20 protein-coding genes and 1 pseudogene are annotated in these 22,740 nt (G+C 41.2%); 9 read left to right on the forward strand and 12 right to left on the reverse strand.

What is annotated here, in order from left to right:
• Nucleotides 1–49: 49 nt before the first annotated feature.
• On the reverse strand, nt 50–1,156 hold the full coding sequence (locus tag ACSSTM_RS06910) for a D-TA family PLP-dependent enzyme (RefSeq protein ID WP_034663522.1): 1,107 nt from the start codon (nt 1,154–1,156) through the stop codon (nt 50–52).
• 168 nt (nt 1,157–1,324) lie between these two features.
• A complete protein-coding gene (locus ACSSTM_RS06915) occupies nt 1,325–1,903 on the reverse strand; it encodes a competence protein ComK (RefSeq protein ID WP_095284986.1) in 579 nt (192 codons plus the stop codon).
• Between the two features lie 289 nt (nt 1,904–2,192).
• On the opposite strand from ACSSTM_RS06915, the gene ACSSTM_RS06920 reads away from it, so the two are divergent.
• Nucleotides 2,193–2,429, forward strand: coding sequence for an IDEAL domain-containing protein (locus ACSSTM_RS06920; RefSeq protein WP_008348804.1), 237 nt, complete (start codon nt 2,193–2,195; stop codon nt 2,427–2,429).
• A gap of 56 nt (nt 2,430–2,485) precedes the next feature.
• Here ACSSTM_RS06920 and ACSSTM_RS06925 read toward each other — a convergent pair whose 3' ends face one another.
• On the reverse strand, nt 2,486–3,346 hold the full coding sequence (locus ACSSTM_RS06925) for an SDR family oxidoreductase (RefSeq protein ID WP_095284985.1): 861 nt from the start codon (nt 3,344–3,346) through the stop codon (nt 2,486–2,488).
• A gap of 145 nt (nt 3,347–3,491) precedes the next feature.
• On the opposite strand from ACSSTM_RS06925, the gene ACSSTM_RS06930 reads away from it, so the two are divergent.
• The 5 genes and pseudogenes from ACSSTM_RS06930 to ACSSTM_RS06950 all read left to right on the forward strand — a co-directional run bounded on the left by ACSSTM_RS06930 (nt 3,492) and on the right by ACSSTM_RS06950 (nt 8,588).
• Nucleotides 3,492–5,024 (forward strand): FAD-dependent oxidoreductase, encoded by a 1,533-nt coding sequence (locus ACSSTM_RS06930; protein ID WP_095284984.1) that lies wholly within the window; start codon nt 3,492–3,494, stop codon nt 5,022–5,024.
• Between the two features lie 91 nt (nt 5,025–5,115).
• A pseudogene (locus ACSSTM_RS06935) lies at nt 5,116–5,655 on the forward strand (protoglobin family protein); the annotation flags it as partial.
• A 240-nt stretch (nt 5,656–5,895) separates the two neighbouring features.
• Entirely contained in the window at nt 5,896–6,411 is a 516-nt protein-coding gene (locus ACSSTM_RS06940) for a methyl-accepting chemotaxis protein (protein WP_407707228.1), read from the forward strand.
• Between the two features lie 61 nt (nt 6,412–6,472).
• Nucleotides 6,473–7,057 carry a histidine phosphatase family protein gene (locus tag ACSSTM_RS06945; RefSeq protein ID WP_034663536.1) on the forward strand — a complete coding sequence of 195 codons (585 nt, stop codon included), beginning with the start codon at nt 6,473–6,475 and terminating at the stop codon, nt 7,055–7,057.
• A gap of 385 nt (nt 7,058–7,442) precedes the next feature.
• On the forward strand, nt 7,443–8,588 hold the full coding sequence (locus ACSSTM_RS06950) for a serine alkaline protease SapB (RefSeq protein WP_034663897.1): 1,146 nt from the start codon (nt 7,443–7,445) through the stop codon (nt 8,586–8,588).
• A 45-nt stretch (nt 8,589–8,633) separates the two neighbouring features.
• On the opposite strand, the gene ACSSTM_RS06955 is transcribed toward ACSSTM_RS06950, so the two are convergent.
• Nucleotides 8,634–9,917, reverse strand: a complete 1,284-nt coding sequence (locus ACSSTM_RS06955) for a M48 family metallopeptidase (protein WP_095284982.1) — start codon at nt 9,915–9,917, stop codon at nt 8,634–8,636.
• A 177-nt stretch (nt 9,918–10,094) separates the two neighbouring features.
• Between ACSSTM_RS06955 and ACSSTM_RS06960 the strand changes: the two genes are divergently transcribed.
• Entirely contained in the window at nt 10,095–10,502 is a 408-nt protein-coding gene (locus ACSSTM_RS06960; protein WP_095284981.1) for a sporulation protein, read from the forward strand.
• A 118-nt stretch (nt 10,503–10,620) separates the two neighbouring features.
• On the opposite strand, the gene ACSSTM_RS06965 is transcribed toward ACSSTM_RS06960, so the two are convergent.
• From ACSSTM_RS06965 to ACSSTM_RS06975, 3 genes are all read right to left on the reverse strand, one after another.
• Nucleotides 10,621–12,174, reverse strand: coding sequence for a fatty acid--CoA ligase family protein (locus ACSSTM_RS06965; RefSeq protein ID WP_095284980.1), 1,554 nt, complete (start codon nt 12,172–12,174; stop codon nt 10,621–10,623).
• A 171-nt stretch (nt 12,175–12,345) separates the two neighbouring features.
• Nucleotides 12,346–13,335 (reverse strand): lipoate--protein ligase, encoded by a 990-nt coding sequence (locus tag ACSSTM_RS06970; RefSeq protein WP_095284979.1) that lies wholly within the window; start codon nt 13,333–13,335, stop codon nt 12,346–12,348.
• A gap of 2 nt (nt 13,336–13,337) precedes the next feature.
• The gene (locus ACSSTM_RS06975) at nt 13,338–14,081 is read right to left on the reverse strand and encodes an MBL fold metallo-hydrolase (protein ID WP_170938370.1); all 744 of its coding nucleotides are present in this window, start codon (nt 14,079–14,081) and stop codon (nt 13,338–13,340) included.
• 156 nt (nt 14,082–14,237) lie between these two features.
• Between ACSSTM_RS06975 and yhfH the strand changes: the two genes are divergently transcribed.
• Together yhfH and ACSSTM_RS06985 are read left to right on the forward strand one after the other, a co-directional pair.
• A complete protein-coding gene (yhfH, locus tag ACSSTM_RS06980) occupies nt 14,238–14,375 on the forward strand; it encodes a protein YhfH (protein ID WP_008359029.1) in 138 nt (45 codons plus the stop codon).
• 339 nt (nt 14,376–14,714) lie between these two features.
• Entirely contained in the window at nt 14,715–16,004 is a 1,290-nt protein-coding gene (locus ACSSTM_RS06985; protein ID WP_034663550.1) for a cation:dicarboxylate symporter family transporter, read from the forward strand.
• A 33-nt stretch (nt 16,005–16,037) separates the two neighbouring features.
• On the opposite strand, the gene ACSSTM_RS06990 is transcribed toward ACSSTM_RS06985, so the two are convergent.
• The 5 genes from ACSSTM_RS06990 to hemH all read right to left on the reverse strand — a co-directional run bounded on the left by ACSSTM_RS06990 (nt 16,038) and on the right by hemH (nt 22,731).
• Nucleotides 16,038–17,087, reverse strand: a complete 1,050-nt coding sequence (locus ACSSTM_RS06990) for a M42 family metallopeptidase (RefSeq protein ID WP_034663552.1) — start codon at nt 17,085–17,087, stop codon at nt 16,038–16,040.
• Between the two features lie 143 nt (nt 17,088–17,230).
• The gene (locus ACSSTM_RS06995; RefSeq protein ID WP_095284977.1) at nt 17,231–19,540 is read right to left on the reverse strand and encodes a YhgE/Pip domain-containing protein; all 2,310 of its coding nucleotides are present in this window, start codon (nt 19,538–19,540) and stop codon (nt 17,231–17,233) included.
• Nucleotides 19,541–19,604: 64 nt separating this feature from the next.
• Nucleotides 19,605–20,183: a TetR/AcrR family transcriptional regulator gene (locus ACSSTM_RS07000; protein WP_034620016.1), complete on the reverse strand. Its 579-nt coding sequence runs from the start codon at nt 20,181–20,183 to the stop codon at nt 19,605–19,607.
• 174 nt (nt 20,184–20,357) lie between these two features.
• Entirely contained in the window at nt 20,358–21,770 is a 1,413-nt protein-coding gene (gene hemY, locus ACSSTM_RS07005) for a protoporphyrinogen oxidase (protein ID WP_095284976.1), read from the reverse strand.
• A 22-nt stretch (nt 21,771–21,792) separates the two neighbouring features.
• Nucleotides 21,793–22,731: a ferrochelatase gene (gene hemH / locus ACSSTM_RS07010; protein ID WP_095284975.1), complete on the reverse strand. Its 939-nt coding sequence runs from the start codon at nt 22,729–22,731 to the stop codon at nt 21,793–21,795.
• Nucleotides 22,732–22,740: the final 9 nt, after the last annotated feature.

Below are 22,740 nucleotides of genomic sequence, written 5' to 3' on the forward strand. Positions count from 1 at the left end.
ACGAAGTCGCCTTGTATTTTCCAAGTCTTAAATTATACATCCTGTTGATTTATTGAAGTTTACCTTTACAAGCAATCTCAAGCTCTTCGACTACTTCACCATCCTGAATGAGATATGCTTTTTCATGGAGATTGACAGCGGGACAAATATGATTTGGAATGATTTGCACCTTCTCACCGATCTGGACAGTCTGACGGAAGCCTTCGTGATAGATGATGGCATGCTCATCAAATACACTTGAAACAAATACATCATCATAGTCTTTTACTTTGCCTAGTCCTTTTGTTTTCGTCAGCCCTTTTGTACGGGTTTGAGCCGTGAGCCCTTTGGCTCCAACATCTGTAATGACACGAGCCTTTGTTGGCTTACTGATCACCGTCGTCAGCACAGCTGCCGCACAATGTGAAAAAGTGCCGATCACATTGGATTGAGAGGCATCCATGAAGATGTAAGTGCCTGGTCTGATTTCGGTGACTCCCTTTGGAATATCAAATTGAAATAAGAACGGCGGTGTTGATCCAATGCTCACCACCTCTAGCAGCATGCCTGCTTCTTTCGCAATCTGTGCAAACTGAAGCGTGCGATTCACAGCGTCTTCGTATAATGTCTGACAATGCGCTTTACTTTCCGCCTTATATGTATGTCCATCATGAGAAAAAATCCCCTTTAAATGAACGAAGTCACATGTTTGAATCGCCTGCAAGATTTGACGGAAATCACTCTCTTCAATGACACCAGATCTTTCTTCTCCAACTTCTATCTCAATTAGAACCTCCGCTTTTTTCTCTGCTCCACGAAAGACATGTTCAATTTGATGCACATGCTCTACACAATCTATTCCAAATGAAATTTGTATCGACTCTGCCAGCTTTCGAATTCGCTTGAGCTTTGTCTCGCCTACAATTTGATTGGCGATAAAGATATCTGTCAGCCCATGCGCCGCCATTACTTCCGCTTCTCCTACTTTCGCTACAGTTAAGCCAGATGCGCCCATCTCCTCCTGCACCTTCGCAAGACTAGGTGTTTTATGTGTTTTCGTATGAGGACGCAGTTTGACTTGCTGACGATCCGCATATTGCTGCATAGCAGCTAGATTCTCCATCATTACCCGTTTATCAATTAATAGCGCCGGTGTATCTAGTTCATCATAAGTCATCATCATATCCCCTTTCACTGCTGCTCGTTATATAAAATTTTATACGTTATAGTTAAATTATATAATTTTTTATATAATTATCAATGTTTTTTTCTTCGAGAAAGAAAGACGATATGCTAAACCCTCGCTTCATAAGGAGTCCAGCGGCTGTCCTGCCGCTGGTTTTAGTTAATATCTGTTCCGAAGCTCCCTTAATATAAAATCGTATACAAGGTTGAGCTGTTGTTCCTTTGGATACAGCATAAATTCTTGTTTTTTAGGAAGACCTCCATCAAGGCGATCTTGAAATTTCGTTCGGAGATACGCTGTTCTGTGCACCTGACTCTCAAATGATTTATATGAGACATCGAGTTTGACGGTTTGCTCATTTGTAAAGATGACCACCGTGTCTCCGAGGGATGATTCCTGGAAGGTATGAATGTATTTGTGGGAGATCCAGCCGCACTGAGGACGGTTGGATGAATAGGTTGGGAAGAAATACAGATGATTGGATGAGTCAATCACAATTGGAGGCTTGTGAGAAATTCCTATTACTTCATATGTTCCCGCTTTTCTGCCCGCATAGCTTGAGCCGAAGAATCTGCAGCTCCGTTCAATAATTTGCAGGGGCTTTAATTCAACGTAAAAGCTTGTCTCTCTTTCTATGACTTTTGAATATACTCTTTTTCCTTCTTCAACCGGAAGGACCGCCATTGTTGTTTGATTAATGACGTATGAATCTAAAGGTGTTTCACTAATTCCTGACACTTCATTTCCTCCTGTGTTAATTTTTGGTTATTTTAGATACTATTAATCTATCACCAACATATAAGAAACGACAGGATTTTTTCAAAATTTATTAAAAATCATCTTTTTATCGTATTTTTTAGTCCATTCGATCTATCGAAAAGCCTTTTTTAATGATATATCACATCCTGTCGATCGGACAAGAGATGTCGATTTCGCTCAAAAATAAATTGTCTAAAAATTATAAATTCTTGTTGATTTTTTCTCCGCCAATCCATATACTATAAAAAAGGCATCGGGGGGATTCTTTATGAAAGAGAAAAAAACGTATGCTGAGCTCATGAAGTCCCGCAACACCCAAAAAACCGAAGAAAACGGCGTCACTATTTTAGACATCTATATTCAAATGGTTTTAGATGAGGCGCTTTATAAACAGCGCTTAACCTTCCTTAGAGAAGAGATTGATAAGGCACTGGATCAGCGTGATGAAAAGCGATTCAACGACCTGTCAGCTCAATATGCAGAACACTGCTTACATCAATCATGATGATTTTACTTGCGGCAAAGAGACAGCAACTCGTCTCTTTACCGCAAGTTTTTTGTTTATCCATTTAAAATGGTTCCGCCATTTACATGCAGGATTTGTCCATTCATATAAGAGGAGTCTTCGCTCGCTAAAAATAAATAGCTCGGCGCAAGCTCTACTGGCTCACCAGGACGTTCCATTGGAACATCTCCGCCAAATTCTGAGACTTCATTTTCCGTAAAGGTCGATGGAATGAGCGGTGTCCAAATAGGCCCTGGGGCTACCCCATTCACTCTAATCCCCTGTTTAATGAGCGATAAAGATAATGATCTCGTAAATGTCACGACTGCCCCTTTTGTAGATGAATAGTCGATCAAGGTTTCATGCCCTTTATAGGCTGTAACAGATGTGGTATTAATGATACTGCTTCCTTTCTTTAAATGAGGAAGAACCGCTTTTGTCAAATAAAACATGGCAAAAATATTCGTTTGAAATGTTCGAAGAAGCTGATGCGAGGTAATCTGTTCAATGCTTTTTTGCGGATGCTGTTCCCCGGCGTTGTTCACCAAAATATCGATGGAACCGAAAGCATCCTTCGTTTTTTTGACGACCTCGTTTGAAAACGCCTCATCTCCTAAATCACCTGCAATTAAAATGGCGCGGCCTCCCGCCTTTTCAATATAGTCCTTCGTTTCCTCTGCATCGCGGTGTTCACTCAAGTAAACAATGGCGACATTGGCTCCTTCCTTCGCAAATAAGACCGAGACTGCTCTTCCGATCCCGCTGTCTCCACCTGTCACAATGGCTGTTTTCCCTGCTAACTTTTTATCCGGCACCTCTCGATCAAAAACAGGTCTAGGGTTCATTTTATATTCCAGACCTGGACGTTCATTTTGATGCTGAGGCGGCAATGTTTTCTTCGGCTGCTTTGTTGACACGTCTGTCCACTCCTTCCTTTTATCTTGTTTATTTTTATGTGTTGGTTATTTTTTTATGTATGTCGAACTTGTTTCCTTTCAAATGTATGATTTTCATTATTGTGGAAAAATTATACACAACAAGTCACTAACTGGAGGCGACAACATGAAACAAGAACATAAAGGATCGGAACAGGCAAAATCGTTATGGATAGCAGAAAGTCAGAAGCATTCTTTTCCTGCTGTACATGAGGATCTCACAGCAGATGTCATCATTGTTGGCGGCGGTATTACCGGTATCGCTACTGCGTTTGAAATGACAGAGCGCGGGCTGGATGTCATCCTCATTGATGCCGATCAACTGCTGCAAGGTACGACCGGACATACGACAGCTAAGATTACCTCACAGCACGATATGTACTACCATGAGCTGATTCAGCAAATTGGCATGCCCAAAGCTCGATTGTATGTAGAAGCAAACGAGAAAGCAAAAGAGCTGATTCAAACTCGTGTCAAAGAGTACGACATCGATTGTCAGCTAGAGATAAAAGATGCTTACCTTTATACAAAGGAAGAAAGCGGTGTAAAAAAGTTAAAGAAGGAATTAGATGCCTACAAACAGCTTGGAATTGACCGAGAATGGAAAACAGCGCTTCCTTTTGATGCTGACATCAAAGCTGCCCTAGCAATGACGCAGCAGGCACAGTTTCATCCCCTTCATTATCTAAATGCACTAATCGACCAGCTCCTAGAGCGAGGTGTACGTATTTTTGAACAGACTACCGCTGTTGACGTGAAAGAAGGAAACCGCCCTGCTGTCGTCACAAAAGACGGCCATCACCTGACAGGACGCTATATCATTTCCTGTTCGCACTTTCCTTTTTATGATGGGAAAGGACTTTATTTCACGCGAATTCACCCAGAGCAATCTTATGTGGTAGCAGCCAAAACAACGAAGCCGCTCCCAGACGGGATGTATTTAGGAATCGACCAGCCTGCTCATTCTTTAAGAACCGCAGAATGGCATGGTGAGGAAGTGGTTCTCATCGGAGGAGAAGGCCATAAAACTGGACAAGGCGGGGATGAATCTGCTCACTATGAAGGATTAGAAAGGTTTGGAGACGCCACCCTTGGAATTGAAGAGGTGCTGTATCGCTGGTCGACACACGATATGGTCACAATGGATCAAATCCCTTACATTGGCCGCCTGACCAAACACCACCAAAATATCTTCGTTGCGACCGGTTTTAGAAAATGGGGCATGACGACAAGCCATGTCGCAGCCACTCTTATCAGTGATTTAATTGAGGGAAAATCGAATCCATACGAATCGATTTTTACGCCATCAAGACCTGTTTCTGACTCTTTCGTCAAAGATTTTATTAAAGAAAACAGCAATGTCGCTGCCAAGCTGATCAGTGGTAAATTAAAACGAACCGATCAAACAATTGATGATTTAAAGCCAGGCGAAGGCGGCATTGTATCTTACGAACATAAAAAATGCGGCGCCTTTAAATCAGAGGACGGGAATATCTTTCTTGTGGATACAACGTGTACTCACCTAGGCTGTGAAGTCGCTTGGAATAATAGCGACCGCACTTGGGATTGCCCGTGTCACGGCTCACGTTTTTCCATTACTGGAGAGGTAGTAGAAGGCCCAGCAAAGAAACCACTAAAAAGGTCTTATAAAGAACAGTAAAATTTTACTGATTCCCTTTAAAAAATCCAATATTATCCGATAAATAATATAAAGTCTGATAATTTGTGATGATTATGGGGGGACCAAAACATTGTTATTTAAAAAAGAGACGAAAAGAAAAAACACTGCTTTTTTCACACAGCAGGATGATGGAATAAAACGAATCAACTTTTTAAACAATACGGATATCGCGAAACAAATCAAAATGATAGACCTGACGCAGCATGACCTCTTTATTCTAAAACAGCTCAATCCAATTGTTCAGGAGGATATTGCACATATCGTTGATAAATTTTATAAAAATTTAGAAGTCGAATCTTCCTTGATGCATATCATTCAAGATAATAGTTCTGTCGAACGTTTGAAAAAAACACTCCGCATTCATATTAGTGAAATGTTTGCAGGTGTGGTTGATGAAGCCTATGTGGCAAAACGAATTAAAATTGCGCAAGTTCATTTACGGATTGGCCTCCAGCCTAAATGGTATATGGCAGCATTCCAGGATCTTCTGCTATCGATTATGGATTTATTTGCTCAGCATATCCAAGATTTCAAAGAATATCAGACAGCAGTCAAAGCGACGACGAAAATCTTAAATTTAGAGCAGCAGCTTGTCCTGGATACATTCCAAAATGAATATTCTAAAATTCGTGATGAAGCAGAACAGCAGCAGCAGGAGCTTCATACAAAAATCACAGAAACATCAAATTCGCTTGCTTCTCTCTTCTCAAACACAACAAATGCAGTGGACAAGCTTGTATCAAAATCTGATGAGATGGCGGACATGTCGCAAGCTGGAACGCAAATTTCAGCACAGGTCGAGGAAAAATCGATCGGCGGTAAAAAAGAATTAGAAATTCAACAAACACAAATGAACCAAATTGATGGCAGCATGACAAAGATTGAAACAGAAATTAAGCGTTTAGAAGAAATCGCCAAACAGATTGAACAAATCTTTGGGATTGTCACAGGCATTGCAGAGCAGACGAATTTGTTATCTTTAAATGCCTCAATCGAATCTGCACGAGCTGGTGAACATGGTAAAGGCTTTGCTGTCGTCGCAAACGAGGTTCGTAAATTGTCAGAGGACACAAAGAAAACGGTTTCAACCGTGTCTGAACTCGTCAACAATACCAATTCACAAATCTCCATTGTGTCTCAGCACATTGGGGACGTGAATTTACTCGTGACAGACAGTAAAGAAAAAATGACTCAAATCAATTCGCTCTTCGATGATATCGTCAGCAGCATGAACTTAAGTAAAAACCAAAATGGAAAAATTGAAATCGACCTTCAAACCTTCCTTAACGAATTGAAGGAAGTCAAACAAACGGTGTCCCAAGTTGCCAGCTCAGTCGAATCCTTAACAAGTCTCACAAATCGCTGATCCAGTCTTTTTTCTTCTGCTTTAGTATAATAGAAGAAAAGATAGAAAAGGCGGGATTTGCTTGACAACAATTTGCCTAGTCAGACACGGGGAAACAGATTGGAATGCAGCGAAACGAATTCAAGGGCGAACAGATATCCCTTTAAACGACACTGGTAAATGGCAGGCTGAACAAACGGGACTTTACTTAAAGAATGCCCATTGGGATGTTGTCATTTCCAGTCCACTCACAAGGGCAAAAGAAACGGCTCACTTGATTTTAAAACATGTAGATGCGCCTCTTGTCATCATGGATGATTTCATTGAACGTGATTATGGTGACGCTGAAGGCATGTCGTTTGAGGAGCGCCAAAAGCTGTTTCCAGATAAACAGTATCCAAACATGGAGCCGCTTGAGGCGATTCAAGATCGAATGGTAGAAGGCATTGAGAAAGTCAGAGCAGCCTATCCAAATCAACAAGTCCTGATCGTGGCACACGGCGCTGCTATCCATGCTTTACTTACCACCTTAGCGGATGAACATCTGGGTCTAGAGAACACGAGACTTGTCAATGCTTGCTTAAATTATGTGGAATGGAAAGATGGTGAATGGAAGGTCCTTGATTACAACGTGGTCAGCCATTTAACTCAATCCTCCCCTTCTTAAAGAACCTGTTATTGTAACAGGTTCTTTTTAAATGACAAAAACAAAAAAATAATATTTTTTTATATCGAAATTCGAAATAGATGCTAGACGTTTCTACCTATTTTAAGGCTTTTCGGGTATCGAATATTTGTCCGAAAATGGATCATAAGAAAAAAAGCACACTTCCTTTTTAATAGATAACCGCTGAAACAGCAGAACAAACATATTTTCCCAACGTTTCCAAGTGGCTTAATTCCCCAATTTTCGCTAGGACTTTCACAAAAATTCGGGTCTACTCTTATTTGCCTACTTCCCTTAAACTGAATATACAGAATAATCAAACGAATCATTCTTATAGACTACGAATGATTATTCTGAAATAAGAAAAAAGGGATGTGGATTGTGCGTGAAAAAGAAAAATGTGATGACAAGTGTTTTATTGGCTGTCCCTCTTCTGTTTTCAGCAGGGTTTGGAGGCTCCATGGCAAATGCCGAGACGGTCTCAAAGTCAGCTAGTGAAAAGAGCTATATTGTTGGCTTTAAAGCCTCTGCCACCACAAACAGCTCTAAGAAACAAGCCGTCACTCAAAATGGCGGAAAACTAGAAAAGCAATATCGTCTTATTAATGCCGCACAAGTAAAGATGTCCGAACAAGCCGCAAAAAAACTTGAACATGACCCTAGCATTGCTTACGTAGAAGAAGACCACAAAGCAGAAGCATATGCACAAACCGTCCCTTATGGAATCCCTCAAATCAAAGCTCCAGCTGTACACGCTCAAGGTTATAAAGGTGCTAATGTCAAAGTAGCTGTCCTTGATACTGGAATCCACGCTGCACATCCTGACTTAAATGTTGCAGGCGGTGCCAGCTTCGTCCCTTCAGAGCCAAATGCCACCCAAGACTTTCAATCACATGGAACTCACGTAGCCGGAACCATTGCTGCCCTTGATAACACAATTGGTGTTCTTGGGGTCGCTCCAAGTGCTTCCCTATATGCTGTTAAAGTATTAGACCGCAATGGCGACGGACAATACAGCTGGATCATTAGCGGTATTGAATGGGCTGTAGCCAATAACATGGATGTCATCAATATGAGCTTAGGTGGACCAAACGGTTCAACAGCGCTTAAAAATGCCGTTGATACAGCAAATAACCGCGGAGTCGTTGTTGTGGCGGCCGCAGGTAATTCAGGTTCCACTGGCTCTACAAGTACAGTTGGCTATCCAGCAAAATATGATTCTACAATTGCCGTTGCCAATGTAAACAGCAGCAATGTCAGAAACTCGTCTTCCAGCGCAGGTCCTGAATTAGATGTTTCTGCACCTGGTACTTCTATTTTAAGTACAGTACCAAGCAGTGGATACACATCTTATACTGGAACTTCTATGGCGTCTCCTCATGTAGCAGGAGCAGCAGCGCTTATTCTTTCTAAAAATCCGAACCTATCAAATTCACAGGTTCGCCAGCGCTTAGAAAACACGGCAACACCGCTTGGTAACTCCTTCTATTACGGCAAAGGGTTAATCAACGCTCAAGCGGCTTCTAACTAAACAAGCGCGAAAAAAATCCGGCTGATCCAGCCGGATTTTATTTGTTTATTGCTTCCTCGACGTTTCCTCTTTTTCCGCTGCATTTTCCATCTCCATGATTCTCTCCATCATGGTTGGGTGTCCATAGCGGAAGACCTTCACTAAAAGCGGTGGATTCACCTGAGACAGCCCTGATTTTGCAAGCTTTTGAAAAGACGTCACCCCTGCCTCTCCGTCTTTTGTCAGGTTTACCGCATATTCGTCAGCTGCTCGTTCTTGTTGTCTTGAAACTGCATTTGTAAAAGGTGAAGCTGCAAATGACAGCATCGATACGATAATGAGAAGAAGCGGAAGAGCAGCGATGTCGTTTGACACCCTCAGCCGAAATGGAACTGCTCCCTTTTGATAAAAATAAAAATAGAGACGGTCGATCGCAAAAAATCCGGCAAGTGACAGCACTAGATATCCTGCTAATCCTATATAGACATGCTTCATGACGTAATGTCCCATTTCATGTGCCATAATAAATAAAATTTCGCGATCTTTCAGCTTTTGCAGTGTCGTATCCCATAACACAATACGCTTATTTTCACCAATCCCTGTGACATAAGCATTCATTGTATTCGTTTTCTCAGACATATTGACCTCATATACATGATCTGCCGGGATATGTGCTTTGTCTGCAAGCGTTAAGATCTTGTTCTCAAGAGCTTGATCCTTTAGTGGATAAAAATTGTTATATAACGGATCAATGACGACCGGCTGTATAAAGAAGAGAAATAGCGTGAAGGGGACTGTCAAACACCAAGCATACAGCCACCAACGCTTTCTTCTTTTTTGAATGAGCCAAAAGAATACAATAGCACATAGGGCAAGAAGTGGATATTGAATCCAGAAATCCAGTATTTGATCTTTAAACCAGCTTGCCGTACTTTGAGCAGATACTCCGTAGTGCAAAGACAGCTGATAGCCAATCCACTTAATGGGCAATGAAATCAGCATTGTCAAAAGCGACAACACAAACACATATACAAGTTTGCTTAAAAATGTGAAACGAGCTGCTGCCAGGCTCCAGTCTGCTATTTTTCGTGAAAACCCTGAAATGAGCAGAAGAAAAAAAACATACCAATCTAATGGAATTGTCATGAAATACAGCAGATTACGTATGTTCGAGAAATTCTCGCTGATGACAAGTTCATGGCTTGTCATAAAGGTATGCGGATCTGCACTTGTTCCTTTTACACTTTCAGGAACCGATGAATCCCCAAATAGAAACAAATAAGAATAAATAAAAAGACCGTACAATATGTAAGCTACCGTTGCAAGAGCTACCCATTTACGTACTCGCACTGGTCAGCCTCCTTTCCATCCCTCTCTCTATTCTAATCAACCATTTTTTTGTTTAGAACCTGTCTCATGTGGCTCCATCATAGCATGCCCCATCTGAAAAAGCTTTCGCGAAAAAAATGATTATGCTACTCGAAAATCGGAGATGCTACATATAAAACAGAGAGTTGGAGGATTAAAATGAAGAAAATCCTTGCAGGAGTTGTGATCTTTGGACTTTTACTCATTACCTTCTTTTATGTGTTCAGCCGGACGAGCGAAATCTTTGATGAGAATCGAGCAGAAAAATTGCTGCTTTCACCTGTAAACGAGTCCATATCTTATGAAATAGATGATAAGGACACAGCAGAAGATTTAATAGAAGAATTAAACAAAGGCAAACAAACAAGCAATCATCTTAAGAAAAATTTAAAGGAACCAGATTATATCGCCAAGGTGATGTACGGCCGAACAAACGGCACCACCTTTCAGCTCTGGACGAGCCGTTCACAGGTCGTTTTTTTAGTAGATGGCACGTATTATGAACTGAATCAAAAACAGTCTAATTCTTTTCAGAAACAGTTAAAAGAAGCGATTCAAAAGGGCTAAAATGATCTTTATTTTAGCCCTTTGTCTTCTTTTCAGCGCGATAGAAAACCTTTTCAGACCTGAATGCGAGGGTTTGTCTACATGCTGAGGGAGCCTCCTCATAAGAGACTCCCTTTTTTTATTTACTTTCCTCTGCTTGATACTTTTCCTTTAGTGCTCTTCTTAAAATTTTACCTGTTGTGTTCTTTGGAATATCATCTATGAAATGGATCGTTTGGGGCTGCTTATATTTCGCTAAAAAGCGTGAACAATGTGTGATGATGTCTTCTTGATCGATGTGAGCATGTTTCTTAGGGGAAATGTAACAGACGACAGCTTCTCCGGTGTTCGGATCTGGCACACCGATGACGACGGCTTCTGCTACAGCTTCATGTTGATAAAGCACTTCTTCTACTTCTCTTGGATAAACATTATACCCGCCAACGAGAATCATATCCTTTTTCCGGTCGACAATATAAATGTATCCTTCTTCATCTCTTCTCGCTAAATCACCGGTATACAGCCAGCCGCCTCTTAGTGCAGCTTCAGTATCTTCTGGCATTTGATAGTAGCCTTTCATAATGTTTGGTCCTTTTGCTGTCAGCTCTCCGACTTCATTTGGACCGACTTCTTCTCCCAGTTCATTCACGATCTTATTCTTCACATTCATAATGTCGGTCCCAACTGAACCGGGTTTTCTTTTTCCATCAAGAGGATTGAATGCAGTTACTGGGGAAGCCTCTGATAATCCGTAGCCCTCCAGCACCGTGACACCAAATTTTTTCTCAAAACCGTGAAGTAAGGCAACAGGCATTGAGGCACCGCCAGATATACAAATCCTCACTGAGGACATCGCTTCCTCGTGCCCTTCCTGGCGGTACAAATAGTTATACATAGTCGGAACACCAACAAATAACGTTGGCTTCTCTTTTTCCATCATACGCAAAAGCTCCGATGGGCTGAAATGCGGCATGACATAAATGGTCGCGCCATGAATCAATGGTGCATTCATACAAACCGTTAAACAAAATACGTGGAACATCGGCAAAGCGGCAATGACCTTGTCCTTTTCATCAATGGATAGGTACTCAGCGACGTCTCTGGCATTTGAATAAAGGTTGAAATGAGTCAGCATCGCACCCTTTGGTTTTCCTGTCGTGCCAGATGTAAATAGAATAACTGCCGTATCGTCCTGATGAATAGAAGGATGCACGTTCTCTTTCGCATGACCAGACACAAGCTTTCCAAAGAAGACAAGACGATCAGATACTTCCTTAAAACTTGATCTGCATGCAGATTCATTTTCTGCACAAATAATCACTCGTTCAATAGACGGAAGCTGTTCGTACACCTGCTCGTACACTGGCAGTAGCTGTTCAGGGGCAACAATCCCTTTTACATCACCTGTAATCAGCATATAGCCAATTTCACTAGGTGTGTATGTTGGATTGACTGGTACTACGACAAGTCCTGCCTTTAAGGCACCAAAAAAAGAAATGACAAAATGCGGTGAATTTCCTAAAATAAGCGCGATATGATCCCCAGCTTGAAACCCTTCGTTGACTATTCCATCTGCAAATCGCTCGATACTTGTCATCAGCTCTCGATAGGTCCACTTATTTCCTTCAAAGATCAATGCGATATTTTCTCCTTTCGTCATCGCCGTCTGCTCTAGATTTTTGATCAAATCCATTCTCCCACCCCTTACATGTCATCAATGAATGAATAGCCATTCATTTTATAGCCAAACATTCCTCCTTTCTATTATAATAGACAATCGAAAAAATCCACAAGATCAAATGTGAATCGCTTTCATTTCTTTCAATCAAAAAAGCACCGCTATCTCTAGCCGTGCTTGTCCCTTTTAATAAATCAAATCAAGAAAATCCTCTTTTGATACGTTGCCGAAGTAGTGGCGCATATCCATATCTTCTAATACGCCGCTGATCGTTTTGCGATCATATTGCTCCCCAATGAGTCTTTTTTCAATATCAGCAATATCCCCTACACCAAAGAAATCACCAAAGATTTTGCAGTCTTGGATGATGCCTTTTTTCACTTCTAATCGAAGATCAATGGAGCCGGCTGGGAATCTTTTAGAATGCTGTAAATTAAATTTCGGTGAACGGCCGTAGTTCCATTCCCATTTTTGATATCGATCCCGAGAAATCTCGTGAATCTTTTCCCAATCCTTCTCAGTCAACTGATATTGAGGGACATCCCCATTCGTATCGAAAATGTAACTTAGAAGAATTTTTCTAAATTCTTCTGTTGTCATCTTTTGATCCATCAATTCACTAATATTGGCAACCCTGCTTCTAATGGATTTAATGCCTTTTGATTCAATCTTTTCTTTTTTCACATTTAAAGCCGAAACGACATGTTCGATTTCTGAATCAAATAGCAGCGTGCCATGGCTGAAAATACGTCCTCTTGTAGCGAACTGGGCATTTCCAGAAATTTTCCGCCCATCTGCCATGATGTCATTTCTCCCGCTTAATTCCGCTTTGACACCAAGCTTTTCAAGCGCTTTGATGACTGGCTCGGTGAACTTTTTGAAGTTATGGAAGCTGTCCCCATCGTCTTTTGTGATAAAGCTGAAGTTTAAGTTTCCTTTGTCATGATAAACTGCGCCACCACCAGACAGGCGGCGGACAACTTTGATGCCGTTGTCTTCTACATACTTCGTATTGATTTCTTCTATTGTATTTTGGTTCTTTCCAATAATAATCGACGGCTGATTGATGTAAAACAGCAAATACGTTTCATCAGGATCTAAATATTTTAAGCAATACTCTTCTATTGCCAAATTAATCATTGGATCATAATGTTGTTCGTTATCGATAAACAGCATCTCTATCTTCCTTCCTTGTTCCATCTAAGCCCTGAATGGGCAAGCTGTATATTGCCAGTATATAACGCCTGTGCTTCATTGACTAGGTCTTTATGACGGCCAAAATGGGGCAGATGGGTGATGATGAGTTCCCCAACATTTGCTTCCTTTGCAAGCTTGCCCGCCTCTGTACTGTTCATATGTCCTGCACTCGATCCGTCCTGTCCAGCATAAAAATTGCTTTCAGCAATCAGTAGATCTGCATCCTTGCTAAATGGGATAAATGCGTCCTGATAACTTGAGTCTGCTGTATACACCACCACAGCATCCCCTGCCTGAATTCTCATAGCATAGCATTCTGCCGGATGAACCGTTCTCAAAAAATCAATTTGAAATGGACCAATTTGAATACCCTCTTCTGGCTGATAAGCCTCTGCCTTAGTATGTACATCATCCGCAAGTCGCCCAAATACTTTTTGATCACCCGTATGTCCATAGATCGGAAGCGGACCGCTGCTTTTTCCTAAATGATATCCCACTAGCTTCGCATATTGGAGTGGTCCGATATCCGCAATATGATCGTGGTGATAATGAGAAAGGAAAACAGCATCTAGTTCTTCTATATCAATGTATTGCTGCAGTTTGGAAAGAACACCGCTCCCGCAGTCTACAAGCAGACGAAAGCCATCTGATTCAAAAAGGTACCCTGACGTCGCTTCACCAGCGGCCGGAAACCCTCCGTAGCATCCAATGACAGTTAATTTCATCGTCATTTTTCCCTCCTTTTCTAAAAATCCCCTTCTTACAATATACCCATTTTTCATGAAAAAAGCATTCTTCTTGCCTATTGTTACAAAACAGATTGACAATTATCAATCTGTTATAATACAATAATAGCAACAAAACGTATTGGAGGATGACAAATGCTAGGAAAAATCACTGAGTTTTTTAGAAATTTGCCCTCAAAGAAATGCACAAAATGTGGAAATGATTTAATGGAACAACACGAGTGTTACGGTAATGAATGTGAGGAATGCTCACAAGTAAGTTATCTTAAATAAGGTAAAAAATTGAAATAAAAAGCACTTTTTTCCTCCATCGTCAGTTGGAGTCAAAAGTGCTTTTTATTTTTTCTGAAAAATAGGTAAAAAGGTAAAACCCTTGTCATAAAAGGGTTTTTTAGTATTTTTATATGATGAGTTTTAGTTCTGAAGACACTTTTTATTGACTTGAATCAATAAAGGAGGTTCTAAATGTTCATTTTTTCAAACAATTTTGTATTTTCTTAATATAATTTAATCGTGGACGAGCCTCTTTAATTTTAGTTATACTTTAATTCATATATTAAAACTTAATATGATGGGAATATTCCTTTAATGAATATGTTAGGGAGGAAATCTATGAAAAAATTAAAATTTGGATTAGCTACACAAATCCTAATCGGTCTTATTCTCGGTGTCGTTGTTGGGGCAATCTTTTTCGGTAACCCAGGCGTTGAGACTTATTTAAAACCAATTGGAGACTTCTTCTTAAGACTCATTAAGATGATTGTTATACCAATTGTCGTATCTAGCTTAATTTTAGGTGTTGCAGGTGCCGGTGATGGTAAAAAAGTAGGGAAACTTGGTTTTAGGACTATTCTTTATTTTGAAATTATCACAACATTTGCGATTATTCTTGGTCTTGCGCTTGCAAACTTTGTTCAACCTGGTGCAGGCGTTGACTTTGGAAATACGGAAAAACAAGATATTAGCCAGTATGTTGAAACGGAAAAAGAGCAAAGCAGCAAATCAGTTGCTGATACGTTCCTTCATATCGTTCCAACGAACTTCTTCCAATCATTGGCGGAAGGTGATTTGCTTGCGATTATTTTCTTCACTGTGTTATTTGCTCTTGGCGTTTCAGCCATTGGTGAACGCGGCAAACCAGTGCTCGCCTTCTTCGAAGGTGTATCACACGCCATGTTCCATGTCGTCAATGTTGTGATGAAAGCTGCACCATTTGGTGTCTTCGCACTCATTGGTGTGACTGTATCAAAATTTGGTCTTGAATCTCTTATTTCATTAGGTAAGCTTGTAGGTCTTGTTTATTTTGCGCTCGCTCTCTTCCTTATCGTTGTATTCGGAATTATTGGAAAGATGATTGGCGTCAATATTTTCAGATTTCTTGCTTACATGAAAGACGAAATGCTTCTTGCCTTTAGTACATCCAGCTCTGAAACAGTTTTACCAAGAGTCATGGATAAAATGGAGCGCATTGGATGTCCGAAGGGAATTGTTTCTTTCGTTATCCCAATCGGTTATACGTTTAACCTAGACGGCTCCGTACTGTATCAAGCTATTGCTGCGCTTTTCCTTGCACAGGTATATGGCATTGACCTCACGATCGTCCAGCAGCTCACACTTGTTCTTGTACTGATGGTGACATCTAAAGGAATGGCTGCCGTTCCTGGCACTTCCTTTGTTGTATTACTCGCAACATTAGGAACGATCGGTGTACCTGCTGAAGGTCTTGCATTTATTGCAGGTGTGGATCGTATCATGGATATGGCGCGAACAGTTGTTAACTTAACAGGAAATGCACTTGCAGCTGTTGTGATGTCTAAATGGGAAGGACAATATGACCCTGAAAAAGGACATCGCGTGATGACTGGACAAGAAGTACCTGAACCGACACAGCTTTCAAGCTAACGAAAAAGAACCCCATCTATCGGGGTTCTTTTTTTATGCCGTGATTAATTCTGATTGAACATAGTGATAAAGGAGATTCGCTGTATGGACGAGAGAATCTTCATGTGTTCGTTCAAATGCATGCGAGGAATCTATGCCAGGACCAATCAGTCCATGAATGATATCATACCCTGCTCTAATGGCTGCTGATGCATCAGAGCCGTAATAAGGGTAAATATCTAGACGGTAATCAATATTGTTCTCCTCTGCTAATGCGGCTAAATGCTTGCGTAATCCATAATGATAAGGACCGCTTGAGTCCTTCACACAAATAGACACACTGTATTCATCTGTTGATTGACCATCGCCGATAGCTCCCATATCGACAGCGAGGTATTCCACCGTTTCTTCTGGAATATTGGAATTTCCACCGTAGCCAATCTCTTCATTATTGGAAATTAAGAAGTGCGTCGTATGCGGCAATGTGATGTTTTCCTTTTGAATGCGGTGGATGAGTCGCAGCAAGAGCGCCACACTTGCCTTGTCATCAAGGTGTCTTGATTTAATAAAACCTGAAGACGTCACTTCCACTCTAGGATCAAATGAGATAAAGTCCCCTACTTGAATGCCAAGTGCTTTGACATCGTCTGCATTTTGCACCTTTTCATCGAGTCGGATCTCCATATTCTCTTGGTTTCGTTTTGCTTTTCCCGCATCCGCATAGACATGAACTGACGTTTGATGCATGAGAATGGTTCCTGTGTATGTATGGCCTGAAGCGGTTTCAATTTCACAGTATTCACCTTCGATTGAGTTATACTGAAAGCCTCCAATAAGTGCAAGACGAAGCCGTCCATTTGATTTAATCTCCTTTACCATCGCACCAAGCGTATCGACATGTGCTGTCAGCATGCGGTGTTCCTTATCATCGGTTCCTTTAATAGTGGCAATTAAGCCGCCCTTTCGATTTCGTTTTGTCTCAATATTTACATCCTGTAAAAAGCGTTCAACAAAGCCAATCACCTTTTCTGTATTCCCTGACGGACTTGGGATCGATACGAGCTTTTGAATCAGCTGAACGGTTTCGTTTACTTCAGTTGTCATTCGGCATTTCCTCCTTTGTCTGAAAGCAATTCCTTCCATGTATGCCTTTTATAGCATCTCTTCTTAAAATATATCGCTTCGGGTTCAAGATGTCTAATTTCAAATCAAAAATCCTTCCTCTATCAAGAGAAAGGATTCATTGATTAAGCTTCGTCTTGTTTCATTTTTCTTACGTTCCAAGCAAAGTATGCGGTTGTTGCCGCCATCATGATGATCGCAACTGTTCCAAGAATCGCTGCTTGGTGCCATAAATAGCTGTCATCACCGCTTGCAATGATCGTTCTAAATCCATTGATTGTATATGTCATTGGAAGCAGACTATGAATGACTTGGAAGAATTTCGGCACAAGCTCAAGCGGGAATGTACCAGCACTTGCTGCGAGCTGAAGAACTAAGATAATGACGGCAATGAAGCGTCCTGGGTTCCCCATTGTTGTGGCTAGCAGCTGAATAATCGCTAAGAATGTCAGACTGACGACGATCGCAAAGAGATAGAAGCGCCAGAGACTTTCCACCTCAAGACCAAGCCCAAAGATGAGCATAGTACTTGCAATGACTGCTTGCAGGATACCGACAAGCAAAAGCACGCTATATTTGCTGACAAACCATTCAAACGCATTTCTAGGGCGTCCAGCAGGGTCTTTCATTGGGAATACAACGGTGAGCATTAGAGCCCCAACAAAGAGTCCCATGGATAAAATATAAGGCGTGAGCCCTGTTCCATAATTATCAATCTTTTTCGCTGTATCGTTTTCTGTTTTAACAGGGCTTGCAATCATATTGTAATTGTCTTGATTTGCATCAATTTCACCTGTTTCATCAGCAGCGCTTTTCAATTTATTGGACAGTTTACCTGTACCGCTCTTTAAATCTCCCAATCCTTTATCAAGCGATTTTGAGCCTTCGGCAAGCTTAGATGTATTGCTTTGGATATTTGTTGAACCACTTTCTAGCTTATTTAACGCTGCGCTAAGCTGACTTGATCCACTTGCAAGCTTATCCGCTCCGCTTTTCGCCGTATCAAGCTTTCCATTTGCTGTTTGCAGACCATCTTGTAATTGGTCTTGACCTGTTTGAAGCTTCAGTGCACCTTGATACAATTTATTCGTACCTGATGTCATTTGGTCGATCGCGTTTTGTATCGCGACGGTAGACGTGTACAGCTGTTCTGTTTTCTTTGGCAGCTGTTTGACTTGCTGCAGCTGCGCTTTTGCAGATGCAACTGCTGATTGAACCTCACTTGCATCAGGCAGTTCCTGCAAGGCCGCTAAGCTTTGTTCGAGTCCAGACAGATCAGGCAGTTCGATTTTAGGCAGACTGTTCAGCTGATCCATTGCCGCCTTTTTCTCTTCATCTGTCATAGAGCTGTTTTGGATAATGCTTTTTACTTTAGCATCTCGATTTGATAGTGCTTCTTTTAATGAAGCAAGTTTTGTACTGAACGTTTTTGCGTCTTTTTTCACCTGATCGAGTTTAGGCGCCATCTTTTCAAGATTCGCTAATTCTGGTGACGATAAGACTTTTTCTACTGCTGCAATTTTTTCTGAAAAGGATTGTGCTTTATTGTTTAGCTGCTCAATGCCCGCTGTGAATTGCGGCATTTTAGAAGCGAGCTGCTGATGTCCTTCACGGCTTGTGTTTAATCCTTCGGTTAATGTATCAATTCCTGTACCAAGATCTCCAAATTTCTGATCAATGGTTTGATAGCCTGTTAAGAGCTGACCGAGCCCACTGTCTAGAGACTGTATGCCTGTGTTCAGTTCACCCATTTTCCCTGCGAACTGATGAACACCTTCGCTATAGGTTAACGTACCTTCAGCCAATTTGGCTAAGTTGTCTTTTAACTTTGTACTGCCATCTTTTGCGCTTTTTGTTCCGTCATCAATTTTCTTCGCGCCATCGCTTGCTTGATCTAATCCTTTTGCAATCGTTTTGAAGTTATCAAAGATGACCTCGGCGTAATTTTTTGTGACTTCCTTTGAAACCGAATCTTTTAATTTGATAATGGCATTATTCGCAATTTGTGACGCCGCATAGTTTGCGCCTGGATTCGTATAATATTTCAGATTCGATTTTTTCGGATGTTTATCTAACACTGTACTTGCATTTTTCGAGAAGTCTTTTGGTATTTCCACAACGAGATAATAATCCTCGTTATTTAATCCCTTTACGGCCTTTTCTTCACTATCGACAAAATTCCATTTGAAATTATCGTTTTTCTTTAATTCCTTCACTAAATCATCGCCGACATGAAGGGTTTTCCCGTCATAATGACTGCCTTCATCCAAGTTGACAACCGCTACAGGCAGTTGATCAACTGTACCATATGGATCCCAATATGCTTTTAAAAATACACCACTGTAAATCAGCGGAATAAATAAGACAGCTAAAATCGGGATCAGTAGTTTTTTGCTCGTTACAATGTCTTTCCATTGATTCCGAATTAAATTCATTGCTGTTTTCCTCCCATAGATGAATGACTAAATATAAAATTTGGTCATATGAACTCAAAAAAAATTATGTTGTTGCAGATAGTCCTTTTAAGACATAAAGCTCCAGCGATTCGGCTACCTCTTCTTTTGTTAAAGGCTCGTATCGCTTTTCCCAATCAAAAATCAGTGCAATATATAGTTTCACCATCACAAATGCAGTCAATTCAGGATCACAAGGCTTAATGTCGCCTTTATCCATCGCTTCTTGTACTTTCATTTTGATATAGCGAATGATCATCTGCTCCATCTTTTCGATCATTTCCTTGACCGCTGACGTGCCAAGCTCCGCATTTTCCTGAAAAATCTTAATTGTGAGCTGGTGGTTTTTTCGAAATTCTAAAATTGCAAAGAGTGCTAAGTGAAGGTTTTCAGAGAAACTATTCTTCTCATCAATCGCCTCATCCGCAATTTTCCTCATCTCTAGTAAAAGGGATGTGAAAATTTCATCGAACAACTCTTCTTTGTTTTTGAAAAATGTATAAATGGTACCTTTCCCGACGTTGGCAAGCTTCGCCACGAGGTCCATTGTGGTCGCTTTATACCCGAATTGAGTAAATGCCTTCGTCGCACCATCTAAAATCATTTGTCTCCTATCAACACTCATGATCTCACTCCCGAAATGACTATTTGAACGTTTTGGTCATTAAGTACAGAAAGTAATATACCATATCCTTTTCCCCGGATGCAACAACTTTGTTCACATTTATGATTCCCAACTCTTTTCGAATGATTCGAACATGAAAAACTCCCTTTCCATGACAGAAAAGGGAGTTGTTTTTTATGAAAATAGATACGATACAGCTTCTGAGATGGCGGCTTTTCCTTGATCAATACAATCAGGGATTCCAACACCTTCAAAAGCAGCACCTGTGATATAAACACCAGGATATGATTGCTTAAACGTTTCTCGCATGTTCGAAATAGCTTTTTGATGACCGACGTGATATTGCGGCATACTGGTCTTCCAGCGAGTCACTGTCGTCAATTCTGGATCTGCTTTAATATCCATGATTCTCTTTAAATCTTCAAGCACGATGCTGACGATTTGACTGTCTGACTGCTCGACAATCGATTCGTCGCCAGCTTTTCCGACGTACGCACGCAATAGCGTTTTTCCTTTCGGAGCTGTATGCGGCCATTTTTTGTTTGTCCATGTACAGGCCGTAATAGAGAAATCACTGTTTCTTGAGATGACAAAACCAGTGCCGTCATATTCATTATGAACATCCTCTTCTTTAAAACCAAGTGCTACCGTTGCAACAGAAGTAGAAGTCATGTCATGCAAATACTCAAGCCCTGCTTCTTGAGGAAACATGGAATAGATCGATTGATGCGGAGTCGTGACAATGGCTGAATCGGCAAAAAGCGTTTGACCGCTGTCTAATTGCACACCATAGCCTCCCTCTGTTTTTTCAATCTGCTTCACTTTTGTCCCTTTATACACCGTTGTCAGCTTGAGCTTACTTTCTACTGCTTCCACAAGCGACTGCAGTCCTTGATTGATCGTTTGGAACTGTCCTTGTTTTTTCGCAGTCACTTGCTGTGCTTTCGCATGCTGCTGTGATTTTTTCATCCCAAGAATCAAACTGCGATGCTGCTGTTCTGTTTGATAAAATTGCGGGAAGGTGGACATTAAGCTCAGGCGGTCAATATCCCCTGCGTAAATGCCTGATAGAAGCGGCTCGATTAAATTCTCAACGACCTCATCACCCACACGTCTTCTAAAAAATTCACCAAGCGACTGATCTTCGGTCTCCTTGCTTTTTGGCAACACGAAATCCATCGCCGCTCTCGCTTTTCCCGCAACTGAAAAAAGACCAGTTGTAATAAATGGGCTGATTTGAGTTGGAATACCCATCACAGCACCCTTTGGCATCGGATGAAGGGTTTCGTTGACTAGTACATACGCTTGCCCAGTTTCATTATTGACGAGCTGATCGGACAAACCGACATCCTTAGCCAGCTGCGGTCCACTGACCTTTCTTTCTAAAAATGAATCAGGTCCACGTTCGATGATGTAGCCGTCTTTATATAATGTTTGTATTTTTCCACCTAGCCTAGGGCTCGCTTCAATAAGAGATATTTGAATCGGAAGACCTTTTTCTTCGACTTCCTTTTCCAAATAGAAGGCGGCGGCTAAACCAGTGATGCCACCGCCAATGATGACAAGGTGTTTTTGATTGTCATGCATAGGATCGCCTTCTTTTATATGATTACTTGCTTTCGTCAAGCTTCTTTAATACGACTGTTGCCAGAGCATCAATAAATGCTGGTTTCGCATTTGGCATTTCTGGACGATAGTAGGCTGCACCAATTTCATCTGTCACGACTTTACATTCATAATCGTTGTCGTATAACACTTCAAGATGATCAGCGACAAAACCAACAGGCACATACACGAATGTTTGATAGCCTTTTTGTTCAAATAAATCCCGCGTTAAGTCTTGCACGTCTGGTCCAAGCCATGGATCCGGCGTGTTGCCTTCACTTTGCCAGCCAATTTCATAGTGTTCAATTCCCGCACCTTCCGCAATCATTTTGGCCGATTGTGCGAGCTGATCAGGATATGGATCTCCTGCTGCAATAATTTTTTCAGGCAGACTGTGTGCAGACACAATAAGTACCGCGGAATCTCGTTCCTCTTGACTCATTGATGCATACGTATCCTTCACTTGTTTCACCCAATAGTCCACAAACTTCGGCTCATCGTACCAGCTTTCAACCGACGTAATCTGTAAATTGCCCAGCTTGTCTGCCTCATCTTGTGCACGTTTGTTATACGATTTCACACTAAAGGTTGAGAAATGCGGCGCAAGAACGATACTCACGGCTTCTGTAACGCCGTCCTTGTGCATTTCAGCAACTGCATCCTCAATGAAAGGCTCGATATGTTTTAAGCCAATGTAGACATGAAATTCAATGTCGTCTTGAATGTCATTCAAGTGCTCACACAAACCATTTGCCTGCTGCTCTGTAATTTTTGATAAAGGAGAAATACCGCCGATTGCCTTGTAGCGATCCTTTAAATCTTGCAGCATTTCTGGCTCCGGCTTTCTGCCTCTACGAATATGTGTATAATAACGCTCAATGTCTTCTTCTTTATATGGGGTGCCATATGCCATGACAAGAAGCCCCATTTTCTTTTTCTCCACAACCAACAC

Source organism: Bacillus sp. RK1064 (assembly GCF_051488405.1).
Taxonomy (GTDB): domain Bacteria; phylum Bacillota; class Bacilli; order Bacillales; family Bacillaceae; genus Bacillus.